21 protein-coding genes and 1 rRNA gene are annotated in these 22863 nt (G+C 40.1%); 10 read left to right on the top strand and 12 right to left on the bottom strand.

What is annotated here, in order from left to right:
• Positions 1 to 4 precede the first annotated feature (4 nt).
• On the top strand, positions 5 to 415 hold the full coding sequence (locus C6Y02_RS16385) for a hypothetical protein (protein WP_060597704.1): 411 nt from the start codon (positions 5 to 7) through the stop codon (positions 413 to 415).
• A 25-nt stretch (positions 416 to 440) separates the two neighbouring features.
• On the opposite strand, the gene C6Y02_RS16380 is transcribed toward C6Y02_RS16385, so the two are convergent.
• Positions 441 to 1496, bottom strand: a complete 1056-nt coding sequence (locus tag C6Y02_RS16380) for a YkvI family membrane protein (RefSeq protein ID WP_106031708.1) — start codon at positions 1494 to 1496, stop codon at positions 441 to 443.
• Positions 1497 to 1568: 72 nt separating this feature from the next.
• Here C6Y02_RS16380 and yyaC point away from each other — a divergent pair, with 72 nt between their 5' ends.
• Complete coding sequence (yyaC, locus tag C6Y02_RS16375; RefSeq protein WP_034660655.1) at positions 1569 to 2195, top strand: spore protease YyaC; 627 nt, start codon at positions 1569 to 1571, stop codon at positions 2193 to 2195.
• A 25-nt stretch (positions 2196 to 2220) separates the two neighbouring features.
• Here yyaC and C6Y02_RS16370 read toward each other — a convergent pair whose 3' ends face one another.
• The 11 genes from C6Y02_RS16370 to rpmH all read right to left on the bottom strand — a co-directional run bounded on the left by C6Y02_RS16370 (position 2221) and on the right by rpmH (position 12543).
• Entirely contained in the window at positions 2221 to 3075 is an 855-nt protein-coding gene (locus C6Y02_RS16370) for a ParB/RepB/Spo0J family partition protein (protein WP_060597705.1), read from the bottom strand.
• Positions 3068 to 3829 (bottom strand): sporulation initiation inhibitor protein Soj, encoded by a 762-nt coding sequence (soj, locus tag C6Y02_RS16365; RefSeq protein ID WP_034620351.1) that lies wholly within the window; start codon positions 3827 to 3829, stop codon positions 3068 to 3070. The genes C6Y02_RS16370 and soj overlap by 8 nt, the downstream gene beginning before the upstream one ends.
• Before the next feature lie 237 nt (positions 3830 to 4066).
• Positions 4067 to 4891 carry an orthopoxovirus pf05708 family protein gene (locus C6Y02_RS16360; RefSeq protein WP_106031707.1) on the bottom strand — a complete coding sequence of 275 codons (825 nt, stop codon included), beginning with the start codon at positions 4889 to 4891 and terminating at the stop codon, positions 4067 to 4069.
• A gap of 118 nt (positions 4892 to 5009) precedes the next feature.
• Complete coding sequence (noc, locus tag C6Y02_RS16355) at positions 5010 to 5885, bottom strand: nucleoid occlusion protein (protein ID WP_034660661.1); 876 nt, start codon at positions 5883 to 5885, stop codon at positions 5010 to 5012.
• Positions 5886 to 5990: 105 nt separating this feature from the next.
• Positions 5991 to 6710, bottom strand: a complete 720-nt coding sequence (rsmG, locus tag C6Y02_RS16350; protein WP_034660662.1) for a 16S rRNA (guanine(527)-N(7))-methyltransferase RsmG — start codon at positions 6708 to 6710, stop codon at positions 5991 to 5993.
• 13 nt (positions 6711 to 6723) lie between these two features.
• The gene (gene mnmG / locus C6Y02_RS16345; RefSeq protein ID WP_066031461.1) at positions 6724 to 8610 is read right to left on the bottom strand and encodes a tRNA uridine-5-carboxymethylaminomethyl(34) synthesis enzyme MnmG; all 1887 of its coding nucleotides are present in this window, start codon (positions 8608 to 8610) and stop codon (positions 6724 to 6726) included.
• A gap of 17 nt (positions 8611 to 8627) precedes the next feature.
• Positions 8628 to 10007 (bottom strand): tRNA uridine-5-carboxymethylaminomethyl(34) synthesis GTPase MnmE, encoded by a 1380-nt coding sequence (mnmE, locus tag C6Y02_RS16340; RefSeq protein WP_034660665.1) that lies wholly within the window; start codon positions 10005 to 10007, stop codon positions 8628 to 8630.
• A 402-nt stretch (positions 10008 to 10409) separates the two neighbouring features.
• The gene (gene jag / locus C6Y02_RS16335) at positions 10410 to 11033 is read right to left on the bottom strand and encodes an RNA-binding cell elongation regulator Jag/EloR (protein ID WP_066031460.1); all 624 of its coding nucleotides are present in this window, start codon (positions 11031 to 11033) and stop codon (positions 10410 to 10412) included.
• Complete coding sequence (spoIIIJ, locus tag C6Y02_RS16330) at positions 11030 to 11812, bottom strand: YidC family membrane integrase SpoIIIJ (RefSeq protein ID WP_095286180.1); 783 nt, start codon at positions 11810 to 11812, stop codon at positions 11030 to 11032. The genes jag and spoIIIJ overlap by 4 nt, the downstream gene beginning before the upstream one ends.
• Positions 11813 to 11970: 158 nt before the next feature.
• Entirely contained in the window at positions 11971 to 12330 is a 360-nt protein-coding gene (rnpA, locus tag C6Y02_RS16325) for a ribonuclease P protein component (RefSeq protein ID WP_034660668.1), read from the bottom strand.
• A gap of 78 nt (positions 12331 to 12408) precedes the next feature.
• Positions 12409 to 12543 carry a 50S ribosomal protein L34 gene (gene rpmH / locus C6Y02_RS16320; protein ID WP_008360908.1) on the bottom strand — a complete coding sequence of 45 codons (135 nt, stop codon included), beginning with the start codon at positions 12541 to 12543 and terminating at the stop codon, positions 12409 to 12411.
• Between the two features lie 619 nt (positions 12544 to 13162).
• Between rpmH and dnaA the strand changes: the two genes are divergently transcribed.
• From dnaA to C6Y02_RS16280, 8 genes are all read left to right on the top strand, one after another.
• Positions 13163 to 14503: a chromosomal replication initiator protein DnaA gene (dnaA, locus tag C6Y02_RS16315; RefSeq protein ID WP_034660669.1), complete on the top strand. Its 1341-nt coding sequence runs from the start codon at positions 13163 to 13165 to the stop codon at positions 14501 to 14503.
• A gap of 196 nt (positions 14504 to 14699) precedes the next feature.
• Positions 14700 to 15836, top strand: coding sequence for a DNA polymerase III subunit beta (dnaN, locus tag C6Y02_RS16310; RefSeq protein WP_034660670.1), 1137 nt, complete (start codon positions 14700 to 14702; stop codon positions 15834 to 15836).
• Positions 15837 to 15986: 150 nt separating this feature from the next.
• Positions 15987 to 16202: a S4 domain-containing protein YaaA gene (gene yaaA, locus C6Y02_RS16305; protein ID WP_003215257.1), complete on the top strand. Its 216-nt coding sequence runs from the start codon at positions 15987 to 15989 to the stop codon at positions 16200 to 16202.
• A gap of 16 nt (positions 16203 to 16218) precedes the next feature.
• Positions 16219 to 17331, top strand: coding sequence for a DNA replication/repair protein RecF (gene recF / locus C6Y02_RS16300; protein ID WP_106031706.1), 1113 nt, complete (start codon positions 16219 to 16221; stop codon positions 17329 to 17331).
• 17 nt (positions 17332 to 17348) lie between these two features.
• Positions 17349 to 17594, top strand: coding sequence for an extracellular matrix regulator RemB (remB, locus tag C6Y02_RS16295; RefSeq protein ID WP_008360920.1), 246 nt, complete (start codon positions 17349 to 17351; stop codon positions 17592 to 17594).
• 57 nt (positions 17595 to 17651) lie between these two features.
• The gene (gene gyrB / locus C6Y02_RS16290) at positions 17652 to 19568 is read left to right on the top strand and encodes a DNA topoisomerase (ATP-hydrolyzing) subunit B (protein WP_095286181.1); all 1917 of its coding nucleotides are present in this window, start codon (positions 17652 to 17654) and stop codon (positions 19566 to 19568) included.
• A gap of 232 nt (positions 19569 to 19800) precedes the next feature.
• Entirely contained in the window at positions 19801 to 22305 is a 2505-nt protein-coding gene (gene gyrA, locus C6Y02_RS16285; RefSeq protein ID WP_066031458.1) for a DNA gyrase subunit A, read from the top strand.
• Positions 22306 to 22667: 362 nt separating this feature from the next.
• Positions 22668 to 22863, top strand: a 16S ribosomal RNA gene (locus tag C6Y02_RS16280); the annotation flags it as partial.

Here is a 22863-nt window from a genome sequence, read left to right as displayed (position 1 = left end):
TCGCATGATCAATCAAAATAAACCTCCTAGTGACGCCCAGCGTTTCTTGCAAAATGTGAGTGCCCGCCGCTCCATGTCTGTATTTGAAAATCAATCGGCACCGCAAACACAGACGCAGTCCCCCGAAGAAATGGCCGCAATTCAGGCCATACGCAGAGAAGGACAGCGAAAGGATCTAAAACGGCTGCTCAAAATGCGGCTTCATGACGAATTAGCAAACACTCGCGTGCACTTGGAGTATCAATTGTCTAAAACCGAAGACATGATCAACCAAACGACCATTGTCAAACAACACATCTCCCAGCATTTAAAGGGACAAGCCATTTCAGAATTAGAGGAACGACTTCAGCGTCTCAAGCAAATGCCAGTCTATGATGATATCAAAGACGCCATTGATTCTATTCGGATAAAATAAGCACCGCTCTGACAAAGAGAGGTGCTTATTTTATTTTATCAATATAATTTTTAGAGCGGAAAAATATCTTTTTACTTAAAATCGGATATAGCATTAAACAGACAAGCAAATAAAGATTCAGCAAGCTATATATCGGATACAAGAAAGCAATCAAATCGGCAAACCCAAGAGATGTTAAAGGCGCCATCAAAAGAAGCATCACCAGCACAACCAGCCAGCGAGGCAATGGTACAAAAGAGAGCATCCGGCTGGATAGACCAAATAAACCTGCAGCTGTCGTCGTATAAATAGCTAGACAAAGGACAACCGTCATAAACACAAACAATGATGTCGGTGCTCCTTCTAATACTGTAAACAAAGGAATGCCTTCTGCTGATAGGCTCCCAGAAATATCAACCAGTATTTCGTTATACACGTACGAGATGACCCCAAAAATCAGGCCGCTTAATATACTCGCCACTTTGGCCTCTCCAAGCCCCTTCATTTCTTTCCCAACCGAAGACAGCACTGCCACCACAGATAATATATTCAAAGAGGCAAAGACAATGCTGGCAGGCCAATTGTACTGCTGCCCAAAATCAATCCGCCACATATGATCATGGTTCATATAATAAAAAACAAACGCATAGATGAGCCCCGCCACCAAAATTGGTATAATGAAAGCATTCACAGATAAGAGCCCTTTCACATCCCAGAAAAAAATCATAAATGAAAACAGACAAAATGCACCGATGCCAATCCAAAATGGCACATGATACATTTCGAGCGTCACTCCGCCACCGGCAATCATGACTGTCGTTGTCGTGAATAAATAAAGGACAATTAAAACATCATACACTTTAGCCAGCCATGGACCGACAAGCCGCTCTAGCACTGGCACAAAGTGATCAGCACGTACCTCATAACTGATTTTCAACACCACATAGGTAGACAGCATGAACATCAATGTAAACAATAGAATGGCTAGTCCGCTATCAATGCCAAAAAACTGCCAAATTTCTTGGCCGGAAGCATACCCCGCTCCTATTAAGCTTCCTAAAATTAAAAGCGTCCACCTTGAACCAGCCTTCCACACAATCATCACCTCATAGGTATAGAATTAAGCTTGTTTCCGTATACTGTTACTAACTACTATGACAAGGAAGTGAGACCTATGAATAGCAAGAACGGTCTTTTTTTTAGAAATAGGGTGAAAGAATACGTGTCCCATACGGATACAAACGCCATTCAACAGCTTAAAAGTATTTTATTCTCGCATCTTCAGAAAGCAGGAAAAAGACCCGTTGCCATCGTTTGTATTGGAACAGACCGCTCAACAGGCGACTCTCTAGGTCCACTTGTTGGTACAAAACTTTCAGGTCTTGATTTGAAAAAGCTTCATGTATATGGAACGCTCTCTGACCCAGTTCATGCGGTCAATTTAAAAGAAAAGCTCGCTGAAATTGAACAAGCTCATAAACATCCGTTTATTGTAGCGATTGATGCCTGTTTAGGAAGAGTGAAAAGTGTAGGCTCCTTCCAAATTGGAGATGGCCCGTTAAAGCCTGGGGCGGGTGTACAAAAGGAGCTGCCAGAGGTAGGAGATATTCATATTAATGGAATCGTCAATGTGAGCGGTTTTATGGAATACTTCGTTCTCCAAAACACACGTCTTCATCTTGTCATGTCTATGGCCAATACACTTTCTGAAAGTCTATCTCACATTGATCAAATGGATTGGACAAGAGAAAAAAATCGGTCCCTTTTCGCTCCTATTCAAAATATCACTGGGAGAATATAAAAAAGACCATCTCGTATCAAGATGGTCACTCTGATGATTCTCTCGTAGAAAGCAATTCGAGGATTCTTTCTAAATCTTCGTTGGAGAGAAATTCAATCTCAATTTTTCCTTTTTTCTTCTGTTTCTTGATCGTCACTGAAGTGCCAAAGTAGTTTTGTAAGAAAGACTCTCTTTCTTTCAACACTCGATCCTTTGGTGCTTCTTTTTTCTTTGTTTCACGTGGAACATTTTCGTTTAACTGCTGAACAAGTTTCTCAACCTGGCGTACGTTTAACCCCTCATCCACGATTTTCTTTACCAATGGCGCTAGCTTATTTTTGTTTTTCAAGCTAAGCAATGTTCTTCCATGTCCCATCGATAATGTTCCATCTGCAATCAGCTTTTGTACTTCATCCGGTAAAGTCAAAAGACGGAGATGGTTCGCAATATGCGGTCTGCTCTTCCCTAATCGCTTCGCTAATTCCTCTTGCGTCACACTTAGATGATCTAGTAAGGAAGCATAGGCTTCCGCTTCTTCTAATGGAGATAAATCCTCGCGCTGCAGGTTTTCTAAAAGGGCAATCTCTCTCATCAGCGTTTCTGAGAATTCTCTAACGATCGCAGGAATTGTTGTCAGACCAGCTTGTTGCGCTGCACGAAAACGGCGCTCTCCTGCTACAATGTCATATCCTTTAATCGATTTACGGACAATGATCGGCTGTAAAACACCGTGCTGCTGAATTGATTCTTTCAGATCAGACAATGCATCATCATCAAACGTTTTCCTTGGCTGATAAGGGTTCGGACGCAAATCCTTTAATTTGATTTCTTCGACCGTTTCTTCATTTGAGTCTACATGGTTAAATAGTGCATTAATACCCTTTCCAAGACCTTTAGCCATTCGCATCCACTTCCTTTGCTAAGTCTAAATAGACATCTGCACCTCTTGAACGTGGATCATACAAGATAATCGGTTTCCCATGACTAGGCGCTTCACTCAGTCTCACATTTCGCGGAATCACGGTCTGATAGACTTTATCTCTAAAGTATTTCTTCACTTCTTCAATGACCTGAATCCCAAGATTTGTTCGTGCATCAAGCATTGTCAGCAAGACACCTTCAATGGCAAGATCCGTATTTAAATGTTTCTGCACGAGACGAACTGTGTTTAACAATTGGCTCAATCCTTCAAGCGCATAATATTCACACTGTACCGGGATTAAAACGGAATCGGAAGCTGTTAACGCATTAATCGTCAGTAATCCGAGTGATGGCGGGCAGTCAATAATCATATAATCATAATTTTGCTTAACAGATTCAAGTGCTCTCTTCAATCTCACTTCACGTGAAATCGTAGGCACAAGCTCTATTTCAGCCCCTGCAAGCTGTATCGTCGCAGGAATGACATCAAGATTTTCGACCTCTGTCGTCTTAATCACATCAAGGACATCTGCATCATCAACTAAAATATCATACACACACTTCTCTACGTCGGCCTTCTCAATCCCAATACCACTCGTGGCATTGCCCTGCGGATCAATATCAACTAACAACACTCGTTTACCTATGTATGCTAAACACGCACTCAAATTAACAGAAGTTGTCGTCTTCCCGACGCCGCCCTTCTGGTTGGTAATCGCTATGATTTTTCCCACGATGTCACCCACTTTCAACTTAACAATTTTCTCATTTTATTCATACTTCCTATTCTATCAAAAAAAGTATGAAACGTTTGCTTTTTTTGTTTCTCCATTATATATTCGTCAGCAAATGTCTATTTTCGTACATGAAAGGACGAACCAAAACGCATTAAAAAATATATCAATATATCTTTTTAGTGGAAAAGACAAGCATAAAAAATCCTCACTTTCATCAAAAGTGAGGGGCACATGTCAAAAATGTAATCCACCAATTTTACGGCCTTCGTTCACAATGACTTTAGGAGTCACTGTATGATAGCTTCTCTTTTTTAAGAATCCGTAGGGGGTTTTAATGGTATATGTCGCATGTCCCAAAGCGTCACCTGTTTTGGCATAGGCCTGCCACACAATCTTTGAACAATACGTCGGATCGAGTGATTGAATTGACAGGGTGATGGAGTATCGAGCCTTTGGATGAGTTTTCACATAATCGTGCGCCCATTCCCCTGCCAGGTCTGCTGTTTCCTCTTGATTAATCCGAATTACCTTTGTATTGGCATTATAGCGAAACCAGTTAAGAATGGAATCAAGCTGAGGATGCTGTCGAAACCCTGGAATAGAAGCAAAGCTTTTCTCATTAATGACGATACCTGCATGTCCAACGATACCCTTCAAAGCATCAGTACTTGTCACCAATATATCTCCTTTTTTAGGCATAATATCGGTACCAGGATACGGCTTTCCTAAAAGGTGCTTGATGGTGTGCGGCTTTTCATCCGTTACCAACTCATCCTGCTTGTTTTGTTGTAAGCCATAGTCCTTCAAAACATCGCTAGCTGAAATCAAGTCAATTGTGTCGTCCTGAGACTCATGCTCATGATTTAATTGCTGTAAAGTGACCTCCTTAGAAACAACACCTTGTTTCTTCAGAACGTTCAGTTCTTTTTTGGCCAACGGGCTTTCTTCTGCAGGAGCCGTTGGCGAATTCACAGCAAATATGGTTGTTTCATTTGTAAAAAGAAAAAAAGAAAATAGTAAATAACAAATAATAACAAATTTCGTCTTTTTCATTTTCATCGAGTCATGTCACCTCCTTTCTTCTATGAAAATCATATTTTACCAATTTATGAATAATAAGTAAATATAATGTGGAACCAATAAAAAAAGCTGACGAGTGGCTCTCATCAGCTTTTTTCTATTTAGGAATCCGAATCGTTAATTGGATATATTCCTCAAACTCTTCTTCCTCGGTATTTATTTTAAGCCCGCTGTCTTCTACCATATGGAGAGACTGACGAATGGTATTCATCGCAATTCGTGTATCACGACTAAACGCCTTACGTTTTGGCTTCGGTTTGCGATCTGTTTTTTGTTCAAGCATTTTCACTACACGCTCTTCAGTCTGTTTTACATTCAGCTGCTTTTCGATGATTTCCTGCAATAGCGCGATTTGTAATTCTGGAAGCTTTAGGGGTACAAGTGAACGTGCATGCCTTTCAGAGATTTTTTTCTCTAAAATGGCCTGTTGTACCTCTTCAGGCAACTTTAAAAGTCTTAATTTGTTTGCAACAGTTGATTGTCCCTTGCCTAAACGCTGAGCAAGCGCCTCCTGTGTTAAATCATGAAGCTCTAAAAGACGTGCATAAGCATGAGCCTCTTCAATAGCAGACAGCTCTTCCCTTTGCAAATTTTCAATCAATGCCACAGATGCCGTTTCCGTATCAGTAAAGTCTTTTATAATAGCGGGGATTTTCTCCCATTGAAGAGTCTGTACCGCTCTCCAACGTCTTTCGCCGGCGATCAGTTCATATTTACCTTCTTCTTCTGTTGGTCTGACAACAATAGGTTGGATAATGCCATGGGTATGAATCGTCGTGGCCAGCTCATGTATCTTTTCTTCTGAAAAAATGGTGCGTGGCTGAAAACGGTTTGGCATAATTGTGTCGACCGGGAGCTCCTGTATCTCTTCCTTTAATGTATCATGCTCAGCAATCTCTGCCTCTATTTCGGTTTCACGCTCAGGATGTTCTTTGTCACCAAGCCCGAAGAAGCGTGAGAGTGAATGCTTCATGAACCTACACCACCTTTAAAAACTACCTTTTTATAATTCTATTTTCTCATGTTTTTTCCTTCTGTAAAATCTTAAATATTGAAGAAAAACCGACCTTTTACATGATCAACCTTCTATTGGTGATTTATTAGGTGTTCCTGGTTTTCTAGGATATTTTTTTGGTGTTTGCTTTTTCTTTTCAATGACAATGATGTTCCGTTCGCTTTCTTCTAAAGGAAGAACAAAGGAATGCTTTTCAACAACCTCTCCTCCGAGGACAGTAACAGCTTTTTTCCCTGCTTGCATTTCTTCATCAGCGGCAGATGCTTTTAATGCAACAAACAATCCTTCCTTTTTTACAAGGGGCAGACATAGTTCGCTCAAGACGGATAAACGCGCAACCGCTCTAGCAGTGACAAGATCATAGCTTTCACGCTTTTCCTTACGTTGTCCAAACGTCTCCGCACGATCATGATAAAAAGTAGTATCTTGTAAGTTTAACCCTTTTGCTAACTCATTGAGAAACGTAATTCGTTTCTGAAGAGAATCAACAATGGTTACATGTAGATGAGGGAAGCAAATTTTAAGAGGAATGCTTGGGAAACCAGCACCAGCTCCAATATCGCAAATCGTCGTCACTTTGTGAAAATCAATAAAAAATGCTGCTGAAATTGAATCATAAAAATGCTTTAAATACACTTCTTCCTTTTCAGTAATGGACGTTAAATTCATTTTCTCGTTCCATTCTACAAGCATGCGGAAGTAAGTTTCAAATTGTTCAAGCTGCACAGGAGAAAGAGTCATCCCTTTCTCCTCTAGTGCTGCTGTAAATTGTTCAATGTTCATGCCGACATCCTTTCTATTCTGCTATCTTCGCAATACGTCCCTGCTCTAAATATACTAAAAGGATAGAAATATCAGCAGGGTTAACGCCTGAAATACGAGAAGCCTGTGCAACAGAAAGCGGTCGGACTTCTTTCAGCTTTTGTTTCGCTTCAGTTGCAATCCCTTTGATGGCATCATAATCAATACGATCAGGAATCTTTTTGTTCTCCATCTTTTTCAGCTTTTCAACTTGTTGGAGTGACTTTTCAATATATCCTTCGTATTTAATTTGAATCTCTACCTGCTCACACACATCAGAAGGAAGTGGTGTTTCAGCAGGAGCTAACGTCACAACAGATTCATAGTTCATTTCTGGACGCTTCATCAAATCACTTGCACGAATACCGTCCTTCAGCTCACTTCCACCAAGTGAACGAATAAATTCTTGTGTCTCTGCTGTAGGTTTGATGATGACAGAATATAAACGTTTTTTCTCTGCTTCAATGGCTTCTTTTTTCTGCTGGAATGTCTGGAATCTTTCTTGAGAAATTAATCCAATATGATAGCCAAGTTCAGTTAATCTTAAATCCGCATTGTCATGACGAAGAAGCAAACGATACTCTGCACGGGATGTCAAAAGACGGTAAGGTTCATTTGTTCCCTTTGTGACAAGGTCATCAATGAGAACACCGATATATGCATCAGATCGGCTTAAAATGACTTCTTCTTTACCCAATGCTTTTCTTCCTGCATTAATACCTGCCATAATTCCTTGACCTGCTGCTTCCTCATAGCCAGATGTACCATTAATTTGGCCCGCTGTATATAATCCAGAAATTTTCTTCGTCTCAAGTGTAGGCCACAACTGAGTAGGCACAATTGCATCATACTCAATGGCATAACCCGCTCTCATCATTTGTACATTTTCGAGCCCTGGGATGGTGGAAAGCATGCGCTGCTGTACATCCTCTGGAAGACTTGTAGACAATCCTTGAACATACACTTCCTGCGTATTACGACCTTCTGGCTCTAAGAAAATTTGATGTCTCGGTTTGTCATTGAAACGAACCACTTTATCTTCAATGGAAGGGCAGTATCTAGGACCAGTTCCTTTAATCATACCTGAATACATTGGAGAACGGTGAAGATTCTCATCAATAATTTGATGTGTTTCTAAACTCGTATATGTTAACCAGCATGGCAGTTGGTCTGTAATATATTCAACCGTTTCATAGGAGAACGCCCGCGGAACATCATCACCTGGTTGAATTTCTGTTTTACTATAGTCAATCGAGTGACTATTCACTCGAGGAGGTGTTCCTGTTTTAAAGCGAACCAAATCGAATCCTAACTCTGCTAGGTGATCCGATAATTTGATTGATGGCTGCTGGTTATTAGGACCACTTGAATACGATAGATCCCCTAAAATAATGCGGCCTTTTAAGAAAGTCCCAGTCGTTAATACAACAGACTTCGCACGATAGTTTGCTCCTGTTTGGGTAACGACACCTTTACATTCATCATCTTCTACAATTAAATGATCCACCATACCTTGAAGCATTGTCAGGTTCGGTTCATTTTCCATTGTTTTTTTCATTTCATGCTGATATTGGAACTTATCTGCTTGCGCTCTTAACGCACGGACAGCAGGTCCTTTCCCCGTATTCAGCATGCGCATTTGGATATGCGTCTTATCTATATTTCGTGCCATTTCTCCGCCCAGTGCATCAATTTCTCTAACGACAATCCCTTTTGCAGGACCGCCTACGGACGGATTACATGGCATAAAAGCAACCATATCGAGGTTGATAGTCAATACAAGTGTTTTGGCGCCCTGTCTTGCAGAAGCAAGAGCAGCCTCAACCCCAGCATGACCGGCACCCACGACGATTACGTCATAATTGCCAGCTTCATAACCCATTTCTTATGTTCCTCCCTTTACTTTCCTAAACAGAATTGAGAGAATAGCTGATCAATCAAGCTTTCATGAACAGCATCTCCTATAATTTCACCGAGCTGTTCCCAGCAGCGTGTTAAATCTATTTGAACAATGTCGATCGGTACGTCCATTTCAATGCCTTCAAGAGCATCCTCAATTGATTGTTTTGCTGCCTGAAGGAGGGCAATATGCCTTGTATTACTTACATACGTTAAATCTCCACTTTCAATTGATCCAGTGAAGAACAGTGATTGAATCGCCATTTCAAGCTCATCAATACCCTTTTCTTGTAATAATGATGTGGTGACGACCGGACGATCCTTCGCTAACTGCTTGACCTTTTCTACATCAAGCTTAGGCTCAAGGTCTGTCTTATTCACAATCACGATGATATCCATACCTGAGACAGCCTCAAAAAGCTTCATATCTTCTTCTGATAATTCTTCGCTATAATTGAGCACAAGTAAAATCAGGTCAGCTTCTTTTAAGACCTGTCTAGATCGTTCAACCCCTATACGCTCAACAATGTCCTCAGTCTCACGTATACCCGCAGTATCGACTAGACGAAGAGGTACACCTCTTACATTCACATATTCCTCAATGACATCTCTGGTAGTTCCAGGAATATCTGTGACAATCGCCTTTGTTTCCTGTACAAGGCTATTCAGCAAGGAAGACTTTCCAACATTCGGCCTTCCTATAATCACAGTGGATAAGCCCTCTCGAAGGATTTTCCCTTGCTGAGAAGTCGAGAGCAGCGACTCAATTTCTTTTTTGACCGATGTCGCTTTTTCCACTAAGACGCGATGTGTCATTTCTTCAACATCGTCATACTCAGGGTAGTCAATATTGACTTCAATATGCGCCAGTGTTTCTAGGATCTCGCCGCGCAGTCGCTGAACCAAACCGGAGAGGCGTCCCTCCATTTGAGTGATTGCTACGTTCATCGCACGATCAGTCTTTGCCCGAATCAAGTCCATAACAGCCTCTGCTTGCGAAAGATCTATTCTTCCATTTAAGAAAGCACGTTTTGTGAACTCACCTGGCTCCGCTAATCTTGCTCCTTCTCTTAAAGCAAGCTGCAATACTTTATTGACCGTTACAATTCCGCCATGGCAGTTAATCTCAATAACGTCTTCTCTCGTAAATGTTTTTGGCGCTCGAAGTACTGACACCATGACCTCTTCTATTACTTGATCAGTACTTGAATCCACAATATGACCATAATGAATTGTATGGGAATCCACTGCTACAAGTTTTTTCTCCTTAGGCCCTTTATACATCCGATCAGCGATCTGTACCGCATCAGGCCCACTTAAACGAATAATCGCAATTGCTCCTTCACCCATCGGTGTAGAAATGGCTGCAATTGTATCCATCACTCAATCACCTCTTTCTCTACTTAATAGACAGTCTTTTATCTATTAAATGGACGTTGTCCATCTCTATATCAAAAACGCTTAATCCAAAATTTAAAGATACCATAAATGAAAGCGAAGTGAAAGTATCCCATATCTAATTATCCACAGCTTTGCATCCTATCTATTTTAACACTTAACTTATCCACATGTGAATAACGACGTTCTAAACTTATCTTCACATCTTACACCGAAATCCAATAAATTTAAACGCCCTGATCCCTTTGCTTACTTGTAAAAAAGGTGTTTTCCACTCATATCACACACTAATTTTTTAGAAATAAAGGATGAATCTTCTATAGAAAGACAATTTTTCAATAAAAAAAGACTAAAATCCAGCTTTGCTGAATTCTAGCCTTTCTGTTATTTTTTATACAGCACCACAACATGACGCTTGCTGCCTGTATCTTCCGATGCCGTTGCAAGTTCTTTAGAAAATGCGGCGATCGTATCATGAATTACTTTTCGTTCATTAGAAGGCATTGGTTCTAAATGAACCTTTCTCTTCGTTTTTAAAACTCTGTTTGCTGTCTTGATGGCATATTGTTCAAGTGCTTCTTGTCGCTTCTTCCTATAATCTCCAATATCAATGGTAATATGATGATACTGATCAGAATAGCGATTAAACACTAACTGTACCAATGTTTCTAAAGAGTACAAAGTTTGTCCTCTTTTTCCAATCATTAATGACGTTTTATCTCCATCAATGTGGAAAGAAATCTTTTTCGGTTCCTTTTTGGAAACAATCTTCGCTTTAGGATCAATTGATTTAACAATATTATCTAAATACTGTGTAGCTAATTTAAGAGCATTTCTCTTTTCTATCAACTTGACTACAGCTTGTCTTTTGCCAAATAATCCTAAGAAACCTTTATTTCCTTCATCAACTATTGTGATATCTACTTCTTCTTTTAGAAGTTGAATTTGTTTAAGTCCGGAATCTACTGCTTCTTCGATTGTGCGACCGACAGCAGTTATTTCCTTCATTTTTTATTCCCGCCAGCTTTTTCTTTTGTATCCAATTTTACTTGAGGAGTTTTAATCACTAATGTTTGGATGATCATGAAAATGTTACCTACAACCCAGTACAATGAAAGTGCTGCTGGGAAACTAATGGCAAATACAATGATCATAATCGGCATAACCCATAGCATGATAGCCATTTGTGGGTTGTCCGAAGGATTTCCAGCCATCATCAGTTTTTGCTGAATGAAAGTAGCTACCCCCGCAATGATCGGTAATAGGAACAATGGATCTGGACTGCCTAAGTCAAACCATAAGAATGTATGCTTTTTAATTTCTGCTGTTCTCATAATCGCATGATAAAAACCAATTAGGATTGGCATCTGAATTAAAATCGGGAAACATCCAGCTAATGGATTGACGCCATTTTTTTGGAAAAGGGCCATTGTTTCCTGCTGAAGCTGCTGCTGAGTTTTTTGGTCTTTAGAGCTATATTTTTCACGAAGCTTTTTCAATTCAGGCTGCAATGCTTGCATTGCTTTTGTACTTCTTAACTGCTTAATCATTAATGGTAAAATGAGCAAGCGGATTAACAGTGTCACAATAATGATCGCAACCCCGTAGTTTTCACCAGTCAAATTTGCCATGTACGTGATTAATTGAGATAGCGGGTAAACAATATAAGAATTCCAGAATCCCTTACTATCTGATGTGATTGGTTCATTGATTTGTGTACATCCTGCCAATAGAACCAACACGCCAATCAAGCTAAATATTAGTAATAATCGCCTTTTCAACAAGATTCCTCCCATTACTTCAAACTTTATTTAAGTTGGAATTGATTACGAAAGTGATTCACCTAATCAGTATGGTAACATTTTTTCATTACAAAGTGGTGGTTTCATTTTAATTCACTAGATGAAGGAAGCGCTTTTAAAAATTGATTCAACGAAAGTTTCTATTACGAAGACTTTTTCGGTTGTTGTTGATAAACAGCGGATTTTCTAAATAAATGTTGGAGAGACTTCTTTGTTTCTTCAAAGGTCAATTCACTTGCTGGTTTTCTTGCAATGACAATGTAGTCTTTTTCTTGCTTTAACTTATGACCTTCCTCTAAAAACACCTGGCGGATCAGTCGTTTAATTCGATTTCTCATCACTGCATTACCAATCTTCTTACTGACAGACAATCCCAAACGCAGTTCATCTTGATTTGGTTGATCCAGCTGGTAAATAACGAATTGACGATTCGCCATTGATTGACCTTTTCTGAACACTTTTTGAAACTCTTCATTTTTTTTTAGCCTGTTTCGCTTCTTCATGTTTTCTTCCACTCCGATAAAAACTGACAGTTCATTTACGATTTTATGTAAAAAAGACCACTGACATTATTCAGTGGCCTAAGCTGATAATTTTTTTCTACCTTTGCTGCGGCGTCGCTTTAAAACTAGACGTCCGTTTTTAGAACTCATACGGCTGCGGAAGCCATGAACTTTACTACGCTTACGGTTATTTGGTTGAAACGTTCTTTTCATTTATGACACCTCCCTGAGGAATAGCTGTTTAAGACAGTCTAACTCATTATATTTGTGTAACCCATCGATTGTCAATATCAATGATAAAACTCTTATTATCAACCTTATAAGCATAACATAATTTATCAAACGAAGAAACCTTCTTTTTCAGTTTCCAGCATTTTATTCTTTTTTCCTCCTAAAAGGCCTGCAAAACAAGGGTGTGGATATTTTTCCGGCATATTTAGACTATCCACATCCATTATCGACATTTTTTTCACACAAATAACCGATGTGGATAATTATTTTTCAACAGGATGTAAAGTGTGTGGATAAGTTTGTGACACCCATTGCACCATCTTGTTTATTTTGATATTATATTTGTGTTTTAACTCTTAATTACTTATCTGACCTATTTGCGTTATCCACAAATTGTGGATAAGCTGTGGAAAGATATTACACAGGCTGTTGAATTATTTATCCACAGACTGTGTAATTTGTCGAAAAGACGTTTTTCTACTATATTATTTGTTTTCAACAACGTATGTGCACGAATGGTGATGACCATTTGCTCTTTTTCGTGTTCTATAACAGTTTGATATTGGTCATTTTATAAAGAAAAGGAGGGGGGAGAAGCCTTATGGAAAATATTTTGGATCTGTGGAATAAAGCACTTCAAAAAATAGAGACAAAGTTGAGCAAACCCAGTTTTGAGACATGGATGAAATCGACAAAAGCCCATTCTCTTCAAGGCGATACGCTTACAATTACTGCACCTAATGAATTTGCTAGAGACTGGCTGGAATCAAGATATCTCCACTTAATTGCTGATACCATCTACGAACTGACAGGTGAAGAGCTCAGCATTAAATTTATTATTCCTCAAAATCAGGATGAAGTAGAAGCCATGCCAAAGTCTCCAATTAAAAAAATGTCTAAAGAAGAGGCCGTTGATATTCCACAAAATATGCTGAATCCAAAATATACATTTGATACTTTTGTTATTGGTTCAGGCAACCGATTTGCGCATGCCGCTTCACTTGCAGTTGCGGAAGCACCGGCAAAAGCATATAACCCGCTCTTTATTTATGGGGGCGTTGGTTTAGGAAAGACTCACTTGATGCATGCGATTGGTCATTATGTCATCGACCATAATCCATCAGCCAAAGTGGTCTATCTATCATCTGAAAAATTTACAAATGAATTTATCAACTCAATCCGAGACAACAAAGCTGTCGATTTCCGTAATCGCTATCGGAATGTAGATGTGCTTTTGATAGATGATATTCAATTTTTAGCAGGAAAAGAACAAACACAAGAAGAGTTTTTCCATACATTCAACACACTTCACGAAGAAAGTAAACAAATCGTCATTTCTAGTGACCGGCCGCCGAAAGAAATTCCGACACTTGAAGACAGATTACGCTCTCGATTCGAATGGGGCTTAATCACAGACATTACCCCGCCAGATTTAGAAACACGTATTGCAATTTTGCGAAAAAAGGCAAAAGCAGAAGGCTTAGACATTCCGAATGAAGTCATGCTTTATATTGCCAATCAAATCGACAGCAACATTCGTGAACTGGAGGGTGCTTTGATTCGTGTCGTTGCTTACTCTTCTTTAATTAATAAAGACATCAATGCGGATCTAGCAGCTGAGGCCCTAAAGGACATCATTCCTTCATCGAAGCCAAGAGTCATTACAATTAAAGATATTCAAAGAATTGTAGGGCAGCAATTTAATATTCGCTTAGAGGATTTCAAAGCGAAGAAACGTACGAAGTCAGTTGCTTATCCAAGACAAATTGCCATGTATCTCTCTAGAGAAATGACCGATTCCTCTCTGCCTAAAATAGGAGAAGAATTTGGAGGTCGTGATCATACGACTGTCATTCATGCTCATGAGAAGATTTCGAAATTAATGGTTGAGGATGAACAGCTTCAGCAGCATGTGAAAGAAATCAAAGAACAATTAAAATAACCAAGCTGATATAATAAGTACGGGGAAATGTGAATAACTAGAGCATAGTCATACACAGTCTATCCACATGTGGATAGGCTGTCTTTCCTTTCTTTTTACCGACTTATCCACATATTCACAAGCCCTACTATTACTTCTACGATTTTTATTAATAAAATATATATACATGTCATTAAGAAAATTTAGGAGGACCACTATGAAATTCACGATTCAAAAAGATCGTCTTGTCGAAAGTGTCCAAGATGTATTAAAGGCCGTATCCTCTAGAACAACGATACCTATTTTGACAGGGATTAAAATTGTTGCATCTGATGAGGGGGTTTCTCTCACAGGAAGCGACTCTGATATCTCAATTGAATCCTTTATTCCTCAAAGAGATGGAGATTTAGAAGTAATCACGATTGACCGTCCAGGGAGTATTGTGCTTCAGGCCCGCTTCTTTAGTGAAATTGTGAAGAAACTGCCAATGGCTACTGTCGAAATTGAAGTAGAACAAAATCACCTCACGATCATCCGTTCTGGTTCAGCGGAATTTAACTTAAACGGCTTAGATGCTGAGGAATATCCGCATCTGCCGCAAATTGAAGAGCATCATGCATTTCAAGTCCCGACAGATTTGCTTAAAAACTTAATTCGTCAAACCGTTTTTGCAGTGTCCACCTCAGAAACACGACCTATCTTGACAGGTGTAAACTGGAAGGTAGAGAAAGGTGAATTAATATGCACAGCGACGGATAGCCACCGTCTTGCTTTAAGAAAAGCGAAGTTGGATATTGACGAGGAAAGCTCATACAATGTCGTAATTCCAGGGAAGAGTTTAACAGAGCTAAGTAGAATCCTTGATGACGGACAAGATCTTGTGAGCATCGTGATTACAGAAACGCAAGTTCTCTTTAAAGCACAAAACGTGTTGTTCTTCTCAAGATTGCTGGATGGTAATTATCCAGATACAGCTCGCCTGATCCCGCAAGAAAGTAAAACGGATGTCGTGGTCAACACGAAGGAATTCCTTCAAGCTATTGATCGTGCATCACTTTTGGCAAGAGAAGGACGCAATAATGTCGTAAAGCTGTCAGCTGATCCTGAACAAAGCCTTGAGATTTCTTCTAATTCACCTGAAATCGGTAAAGTAGTCGAAACGGTTCAAGCGGATGACATTAAAGGGGAGGACCTCAAAATCTCCTTCAGTCCAAAATATATGCTGGATGCGTTAAAAGTATTAGAGGGAACAGAAATTCATGTAAGCTTCACTGGTGCCATGAGACCGTTCCTGTTGCGCACGCCAAATGATGATTCAATCTTGCAGTTGATTCTCCCAGTCAGAACATATTAATCCAATCTAAAATAGCTGCTGTGTGAGTGCACAGCAGCTTTTCTTCTCGTTTACCATGCTTTCTTTCATCCTAGTTCGCTTTCCCCCTTTCCTTCTTGTCTTGTTTTTTAGTACAATTAGATATTAGTGATATTGAAAGAGGTCGATATAATGCCTAATCTTATAACCATTGAGAAAGAAATGATTACATTAGGGCAGTTTTTGAAATTAGCCGAAGTCATCCAATCTGGCGGAATGGCGAAATGGTTTTTAAGTGAACATGAGGTGTTCATTAATCAAGAGCCAGATAATAGACGGGGACGCAAACTATACCCAGGAGATGTTGTCGAGATAGAAGGTTATGGCACATTTCAAGTTGTGAATTAGAAACGGGTGACAATACATGTACATTCAAAGTCTGGCGTTAACTTCATACCGAAACTATGAACACACTGAGCTTCAATTCGACAACAAGGTGAATGTCATGATCGGTGAGAATGCCCAAGGTAAAACGAACTTGATGGAAGCGATCTATGTATTGTCGATGGCAAAGTCGCATCGTACGTCAAATGATAAAGAACTTATCCGATGGGACCAAGACTATGCTAAAATAGAAGGTAGAGTCATCAAAAAAAATGGTCCACTCCCAATGCAGCTCGTGATCTCAAAAAAAGGGAAAAAGGGCAAGGTCAATCACATTGAACAACAGAAGCTCAGTCATTATGTTGGTGCGTTAAACACCATCATGTTTGCACCAGAGGACTTAAGTCTTGTGAAGGGCAGCCCGCAAATCCGCAGAAGATTCCTCGATATGGAGATTGGACAAGTTTCGGCTGTCTACTTGCATGATTTATCGCTCTATCAAAAAATCCTCTCTCAGCGGAATCATTACTTGAAACAATTGCAGACAAGAAAGCAAACGGATCAAGCGATGCTGGAGGTTTTAACAGAGCAGTTGATTGATGCGGCAGCGAAAGTTGTCAAAAGACGACTGACTTTTACGAAACAACTCGAGAAATGGGCGCAGCCGTTGCATTTTGGCATTTCTAGAGAGCTAGAAACACTCACGCTCCAATACCAGACGGCGATAGAGGTATCAGAAGCGTCAGACTTGTCGAAAATAAAGAATAGCTATGATGAATCGTTTCAGAAACTAAGAGACAGAGAAATAGACCGAGGAGTGACACTGTGGGGGCCTCACAGAGATGACCTTCTTTTCTTTGTGAATGGTCGGGATGTTCAGACATATGGCTCTCAAGGGCAGCAAAGAACAACAGCTCTTTCACTAAAGCTGGCAGAAATCGACCTGATACATGAAGAAATCGGAGAATATCCCATTCTTCTACTCGATGATGTTTTATCTGAACTTGATGATTACAGACAGTCTCATTTGCTCCATACCATTCAGGGACGTGTACAGACCTTCGTCACCACAACAAGTGTTGAAGGCATCGATCACGCCACCTTGAAAGAAGCGGAAATTTTCAGAGTAGCCAGTGGAAAAGTAATTGACTGATAAATGAGGTGTGAGTCTTGTATATTCATTTAGGTGATGATTGTGTTGTTTCTACACGAGAGATTGTCGCAATTGTTGATTACAAAATGAGGTCGTCTTCTGTTGTAGAAGAGTTTCTCCAAAAACAAGAAGAACAAATCATTTCGTTATCACAAGGAACACCCAAATCCATCGTCGTCACAACTGAATCTGTTTATTACTCTCCTCTTTCCTCAAGCACGCTCAAAAAACGTGCTTCATTTGTGATTGAAATTGAAGTCTAAAAGCTCAATTCATATAAATATATCGTTTAAGAAAAGTGTAGGTGAATGTACGTGGCAATGGAACAGCAACATAATAGTTATGATGAAAATCAGATACAGGTGCTCGAAGGACTAGAAGCTGTTAGAAAACGTCCAGGAATGTACATCGGGTCAACCAGTGCAAAAGGACTTCACCATCTTGTATGGGAAATTGTCGACAACAGTATTGATGAGGCTTTAGCTGGATATTGCACAGATATTACGGTGCAAATTGAAAAGGATAATAGCATTACAGTGAAAGATAATGGCCGCGGGATTCCGGTTGGGATTCATGAGAAAATGGGACGTCCTGCTGTAGAGGTCATTATGACTGTTCTTCACGCTGGCGGTAAATTTGACGGCAGCGGTTATAAAGTATCTGGCGGTCTGCATGGCGTAGGGGCATCTGTTGTTAATGCGTTATCTACGACCTTAGACGTGACCGTATATCGTGACGGGAAAATTCATTATCAACAATTCAAACGCGGTGTTCCAGCTGGAGATTTAGAGATCATTGGTGAAACAGATGTTACAGGGACAACCACTCATTTTGTGCCAGATCCAGAAATTTTTACTGAAACCATTGAATTTGATTACGACACACTTGCCAACCGTGTACGTGAGTTAGCTTTCTTAACAAAAGGTGTAAACATCATTATTGAAGATTTACGTGAAGGTAAAGAACGACGAAATGAATACTGCTATGAAGGCGGTATTAAGAGCTATGTAGAACATTTAAATCGCTCAAAAGAAGTCGTTCATGAAGAACCCGTTTACATCGAAGGTGAAAAAGACGGAATCACGATTGAAGTGGCATTACAATATAACGATTCCTATACAAGCAACATCTATTCCTTCGCCAACAATATCAACACGTATGAAGGCGGAACGCACGAAGCAGGCTTTAAAACAGGTTTGACGCGTGTTATCAATGATTATGCTCGTAAAAATGGCGTATTCAAAGATGGAGACTCGAATTTGAGCGGTGAAGATGTGCGAGAAGGCTTAACAGCCATTATCTCCATCAAACATCCAGATCCTCAATTCGAAGGACAAACGAAGACAAAGCTTGGGAACTCAGAAGCAAGAACCATTACCGACTCCCTTTTCTCTGAAGCACTTGAGAAATTCCTCTTAGAGAATCCTGATGCTGCAAAGAAAATTGTGGAGAAAGGTGTGATGGCAGCTCGTGCAAGAATGGCTGCCAAAAAGGCACGTGAGCTGACAAGACGTAAAAGTGCACTGGAAGTCTCCAGCTTACCAGGGAAACTGGCGGACTGTTCTTCTAAAGACCCTTCCATCTCTGAACTCTATATCGTAGAGGGAGATTCTGCGGGCGGATCTGCTAAGCAAGGCCGTGATCGTCACTTCCAAGCGATCTTACCGTTAAGAGGGAAGATCCTAAACGTTGAAAAAGCGCGACTAGATAAAATTCTATCGAACAACGAGGTTCGTTCAATGATTACAGCATTAGGAACTGGAATCGGAGAAGACTTCACTTTAGAGAAAGCTCGCTATCACAAAGTTGTGATCATGACGGATGCCGATGTGGATGGAGCGCACATTCGAACGCTGCTTTTAACATTCTTCTATCGCTACATGCGTGAAATTATTGAAAACGGTTATGTGTATATTGCACAGCCGCCTTTATATAAAGTGCAGCAAGGAAAACGTGTTGAGTACGTGTATAACGACAAACAACTAGATGAGCTGTTAAAATCACTTCCTCAAACACCAAAACCTGGACTTCAGCGTTATAAAGGTCTTGGAGAGATGAATGCTACTCAGCTTTGGGAAACAACAATGGATCCTGATGCGAGAACACTTCTTCAAGTCACACTTGAGGATGCGATCGATGCTGATGAGACATTTGAAATGCTCATGGGAGATAAAGTAGAGCCGAGAAGAAACTTTATCGAAGAAAACGCGCAATACGTGAAAAACCTCGATATTTAGATAGATCCCTACTGAGAACAACCTTATTTCTTGTTTGGAATAAGGTTGTTTTTCAAGAAATAGGGGCGTATAACCAATGTCCTGTTTTTCCGTGTTTTCGTTGATTTTCTAGTAAATAAATGTGTATAAAGACGAGATTATTGATATAATGGAGAATAGTCTTGTGAAGATAAATACATATTTTACTCCCACATAATTTATTTCATGTGATACGTAAAGGGAGGTTCTTATAGTGAGTGAACAACATACACCAAATGTACGCGAAGTGAATATTAGTCAAGAAATGCGTACGTCCTTTTTAGATTATGCAATGAGTGTGATTGTGTCGCGTGCATTACCAGATGTGCGAGACGGATTAAAGCCCGTGCATCGAAGAATTTTGTATGCGATGAATGACCTAGGTATGACAAGTGATAAACCATTTAAGAAATCTGCACGTATCGTTGGGGAAGTTATCGGTAAGTATCACCCTCACGGTGACAGCGCTGTATACGAAGCAATGGTTCGTATGGCGCAAGACTTCAACTATCGTTATATGTTAGTTGATGGTCATGGAAACTTTGGTTCAGTCGATGGAGACGGAGCAGCGGCGATGCGTTATACCGAGGCACGTCTATCGAAGATTTCTATGGAAATCCTCCGTGATATCACAAAGGATACCATTGATTATCAAGATAACTATGATGGCAGTGAAAGAGAGCCAATGGTGATGCCTGCAAGATTCCCGAACTTATTGGTCAACGGAGCGACAGGAATTGCTGTAGGAATGGCGACCAATATTCCGCCGCACCAATTAGGTGAAGTGATTGATGGGGTATTGGCCATCAGTCAAAACCCGGAAATGACAACACAGGAGCTTATGGATATCATCCCAGGGCCAGATTTCCCAACAGCAGGTCAAATCATTGGCCGAAGTGGTATTCGAAAGGCGTATGAAACAGGGCGCGGCTCTATTACATTAAGAGCAAAATCGAATATTGAGGAAACATCTAGCGGTAAACAGCGCATTGTTATCAATGAGATCCCGTACCAAGTCAACAAAGCCCGTTTGATTGAAAAAATTGCTGATCTTGTGCGTGATAAAAAGATTGATGGCATTACAGATTTGCGTGATGAATCAGATCGTAATGGTATGCGTATTGTCATTGAACTGCGAAGAGACGCAAACGTCCATGTTCTATTAAACAATCTTTATAAACAAACGACACTTCAAACGTCATTTGGTATCAACTTATTAGCACTTGTTGATGGACAGCCGAAAGTCTTGTCCCTCAAACAATGTCTTGAGTATTATCTAGAGCATCAAAAAGTGATCATTCGCAGAAGAACGGCGTATGAGCTGCGTAAAGCAGAAGCAAGAGCACACATTTTAGAAGGCCTCAGAATTGCACTTGATCACTTAGATGAAGTCATTGCTTTAATTAGAGGCTCTCAAACTGCGGAAATTGCGAGAAATGGTTTGATGGAAAACTATAGCTTGTCTGAAAAACAGGCACAGGCCATTCTTGATATGCGACTTCAGCGTTTGACTGGCCTAGAACGAGAAAAGATAGAAGATGAATATAAAGGACTTGTTGATTTGATTGCTGAATTAAAAGCCATTTTAGCAGACAATGAGAAAGTACTTGAAATCATTAGAGAAGAATTAACAGAAATTAAAGAACGCTTCAATGATACGCGCCGGACTGAAATTGTGACAGCGGGTATTGAAACAATTGAAGACGAAGATTTGATTCCTGTTGAGAACATCGTGATTACGCTGACGCATAATGGTTATATCAAGCGTCTCCCTGCATCAACATACCGCAGTCAAAAAAGAGGCGGTAAAGGTGTCCAAGGAATGGGAACCAACGAAGATGATTTCGTTGAACAGTTGATTTCAACATCGACCCACGATACGATTCTTTTCTTCTCTAATAAAGGGAAGGTTTATCGTGCGAAAGGGTATGAGATTCCTGAATTCGGACGGACAGCGAAAGGGATTCCGATCATTAACCTTCTTGAAGTAGAAAAGGGAGAATGGATTAACGCCATTATTCCAGTAAGCGAATTTGATGAAAATTCGTATCTCTTCTTTACAACAAGACACGGTGTATCAAAACGGACGACATTGTCTCAGTTTGCTAACATTCGAAACAACGGTCTTATTGCACTCAGCCTTCGTGACGAAGATGAACTGATGGCTGTTCGTTTAACCAATGGAGAAAAACAAATCATCATTGGAACGAAAAAGGGGATGCTGATCCGTTTTGACGAGACAGATGTTCGTGAAATGGGACGTACGGCAGCTGGAGTGAAAGGTATCACACTTTCCGAAGATGACATTGTCGTGGGTATGGAAATCCTTGAGCCAGATGCAAACGTATTGATTGTAACTGAAAAAGGATATGGCAAACTAACCCCTGAAAAAGAATACCGTGTTCAAAGTCGTGGAGGTAAAGGTCTTAAAACGTGCAAAATCACTGATAACAATGGTCCGCTTGTCACAGTGAAGGCAACTAATGCTGAAGCCGAAGAAGACTTGATGATTATTACAGGAAGCGGTGTAATCATTCGTATGGCCGTTTCTGACATTTCGACAACAGGTCGAGTCACTCAAGGTGTCCGCCTAATCCGCCTCGGTGATGAGGAACATGTCGCTACAGTGGCATTAGTTGAACAATCACAAGAAGACGATGAAGAGATTAGTGAAGAGAACGTAGAAAATATAGAGTCAGATCAAGAGCAATCTGAGTAAAAATGAAGCCGGTTCTTCACCGGCTTTATTTTTTTTGAAAAACATCATTTTTTTTGAAATTTATAATGCTTTTTTCATAGATATGTGTTAATCTTTCAAAGGAGCAAAAAGAGGCTCTATTTTTTATCTCATTCTCAGTAAAAACTTCTTAAAAAAACAAAATGTTTTTTAAGAAAAGTGTTGACTGTTGATAGAGATACATGATATATTTAAGTGGTCGCTTTAAGAGAGTGACACACAAGTTCTTTGAAAACTAAACAAGACAAAACGTACCTGTTAATTCGAGTTTTTATAAAAAAATCCTATGAAACATCATAGGTAGTCAGTCAAACTGGCGAAAAACAAAACTTCGGTTTTGTACTTTTTCGGAGAGTTTGATCCTGGCTCAGGACGAACGCTGGCGGCGTGCCTAATACATGCAAGTCGAGCGGACAGAAGGGAGCTTGCTCCCGGATGTTAGCGGCGGACGGGTGAGTAACACGTGGGTAACCTGCCTGTAAGACTGGGATAACTCCGGGAAACCGGAGCTAATACCGGATAGTTCCTTGAACCGCATGG

The sequence above is a fragment of the Bacillus sp. NMCC4 genome (genome assembly GCF_002998555.1).
GTDB lineage: Bacteria > Bacillota > Bacilli > Bacillales > Bacillaceae > Bacillus.
This window is presented reverse-complemented; position numbering and strand designations above follow the sequence as displayed.

Excerpts from the sequence above, each read along its gene's own strand:
- C6Y02_RS16385 (WP_060597704.1), top strand. The coding sequence starts at position 5 with ATGATCAATCAAAATAAACCTCCTAGTGACGCCCAGCGTTTCTTGCAA.
- C6Y02_RS16380 (WP_106031708.1), bottom strand. The coding sequence starts at position 1,496 with ATGATTGTGTGGAAGGCTGGTTCAAGGTGGACGCTTTTAATTTTAGGA.
- yyaC (WP_034660655.1), top strand. The coding sequence starts at position 1,569 with ATGAATAGCAAGAACGGTCTTTTTTTTAGAAATAGGGTGAAAGAATAC.
- C6Y02_RS16370 (WP_060597705.1), bottom strand. The coding sequence starts at position 3,075 with ATGGCTAAAGGTCTTGGAAAGGGTATTAATGCACTATTTAACCATGTA.
- C6Y02_RS16360 (WP_106031707.1), bottom strand. The coding sequence starts at position 4,891 with ATGAAAATGAAAAAGACGAAATTTGTTATTATTTGTTATTTACTATTT.
- noc (WP_034660661.1), bottom strand. The coding sequence starts at position 5,885 with ATGAAGCATTCACTCTCACGCTTCTTCGGGCTTGGTGACAAAGAACAT.
- rsmG (WP_034660662.1), bottom strand. The coding sequence starts at position 6,710 with ATGAACATTGAACAATTTACAGCAGCACTAGAGGAGAAAGGGATGACT.
- mnmG (WP_066031461.1), bottom strand. The coding sequence starts at position 8,610 with ATGGGTTATGAAGCTGGCAATTATGACGTAATCGTCGTGGGTGCCGGT.
- mnmE (WP_034660665.1), bottom strand. The coding sequence starts at position 10,007 with ATGGATACAATTGCAGCCATTTCTACACCGATGGGTGAAGGAGCAATT.
- jag (WP_066031460.1), bottom strand. The coding sequence starts at position 11,033 with ATGAAGGAAATAACTGCTGTCGGTCGCACAATCGAAGAAGCAGTAGAT.
- rnpA (WP_034660668.1), bottom strand. The coding sequence starts at position 12,330 with ATGAAGAAGCGAAACAGGCTAAAAAAAAATGAAGAGTTTCAAAAAGTG.
- rpmH (WP_008360908.1), bottom strand. The coding sequence starts at position 12,543 with ATGAAAAGAACGTTTCAACCAAATAACCGTAAGCGTAGTAAAGTTCAT.
- dnaA (WP_034660669.1), top strand. The coding sequence starts at position 13,163 with ATGGAAAATATTTTGGATCTGTGGAATAAAGCACTTCAAAAAATAGAG.
- dnaN (WP_034660670.1), top strand. The coding sequence starts at position 14,700 with ATGAAATTCACGATTCAAAAAGATCGTCTTGTCGAAAGTGTCCAAGAT.
- yaaA (WP_003215257.1), top strand. The coding sequence starts at position 15,987 with ATGCCTAATCTTATAACCATTGAGAAAGAAATGATTACATTAGGGCAG.
- recF (WP_106031706.1), top strand. The coding sequence starts at position 16,219 with ATGTACATTCAAAGTCTGGCGTTAACTTCATACCGAAACTATGAACAC.
- gyrB (WP_095286181.1), top strand. The coding sequence starts at position 17,652 with ATGGAACAGCAACATAATAGTTATGATGAAAATCAGATACAGGTGCTC.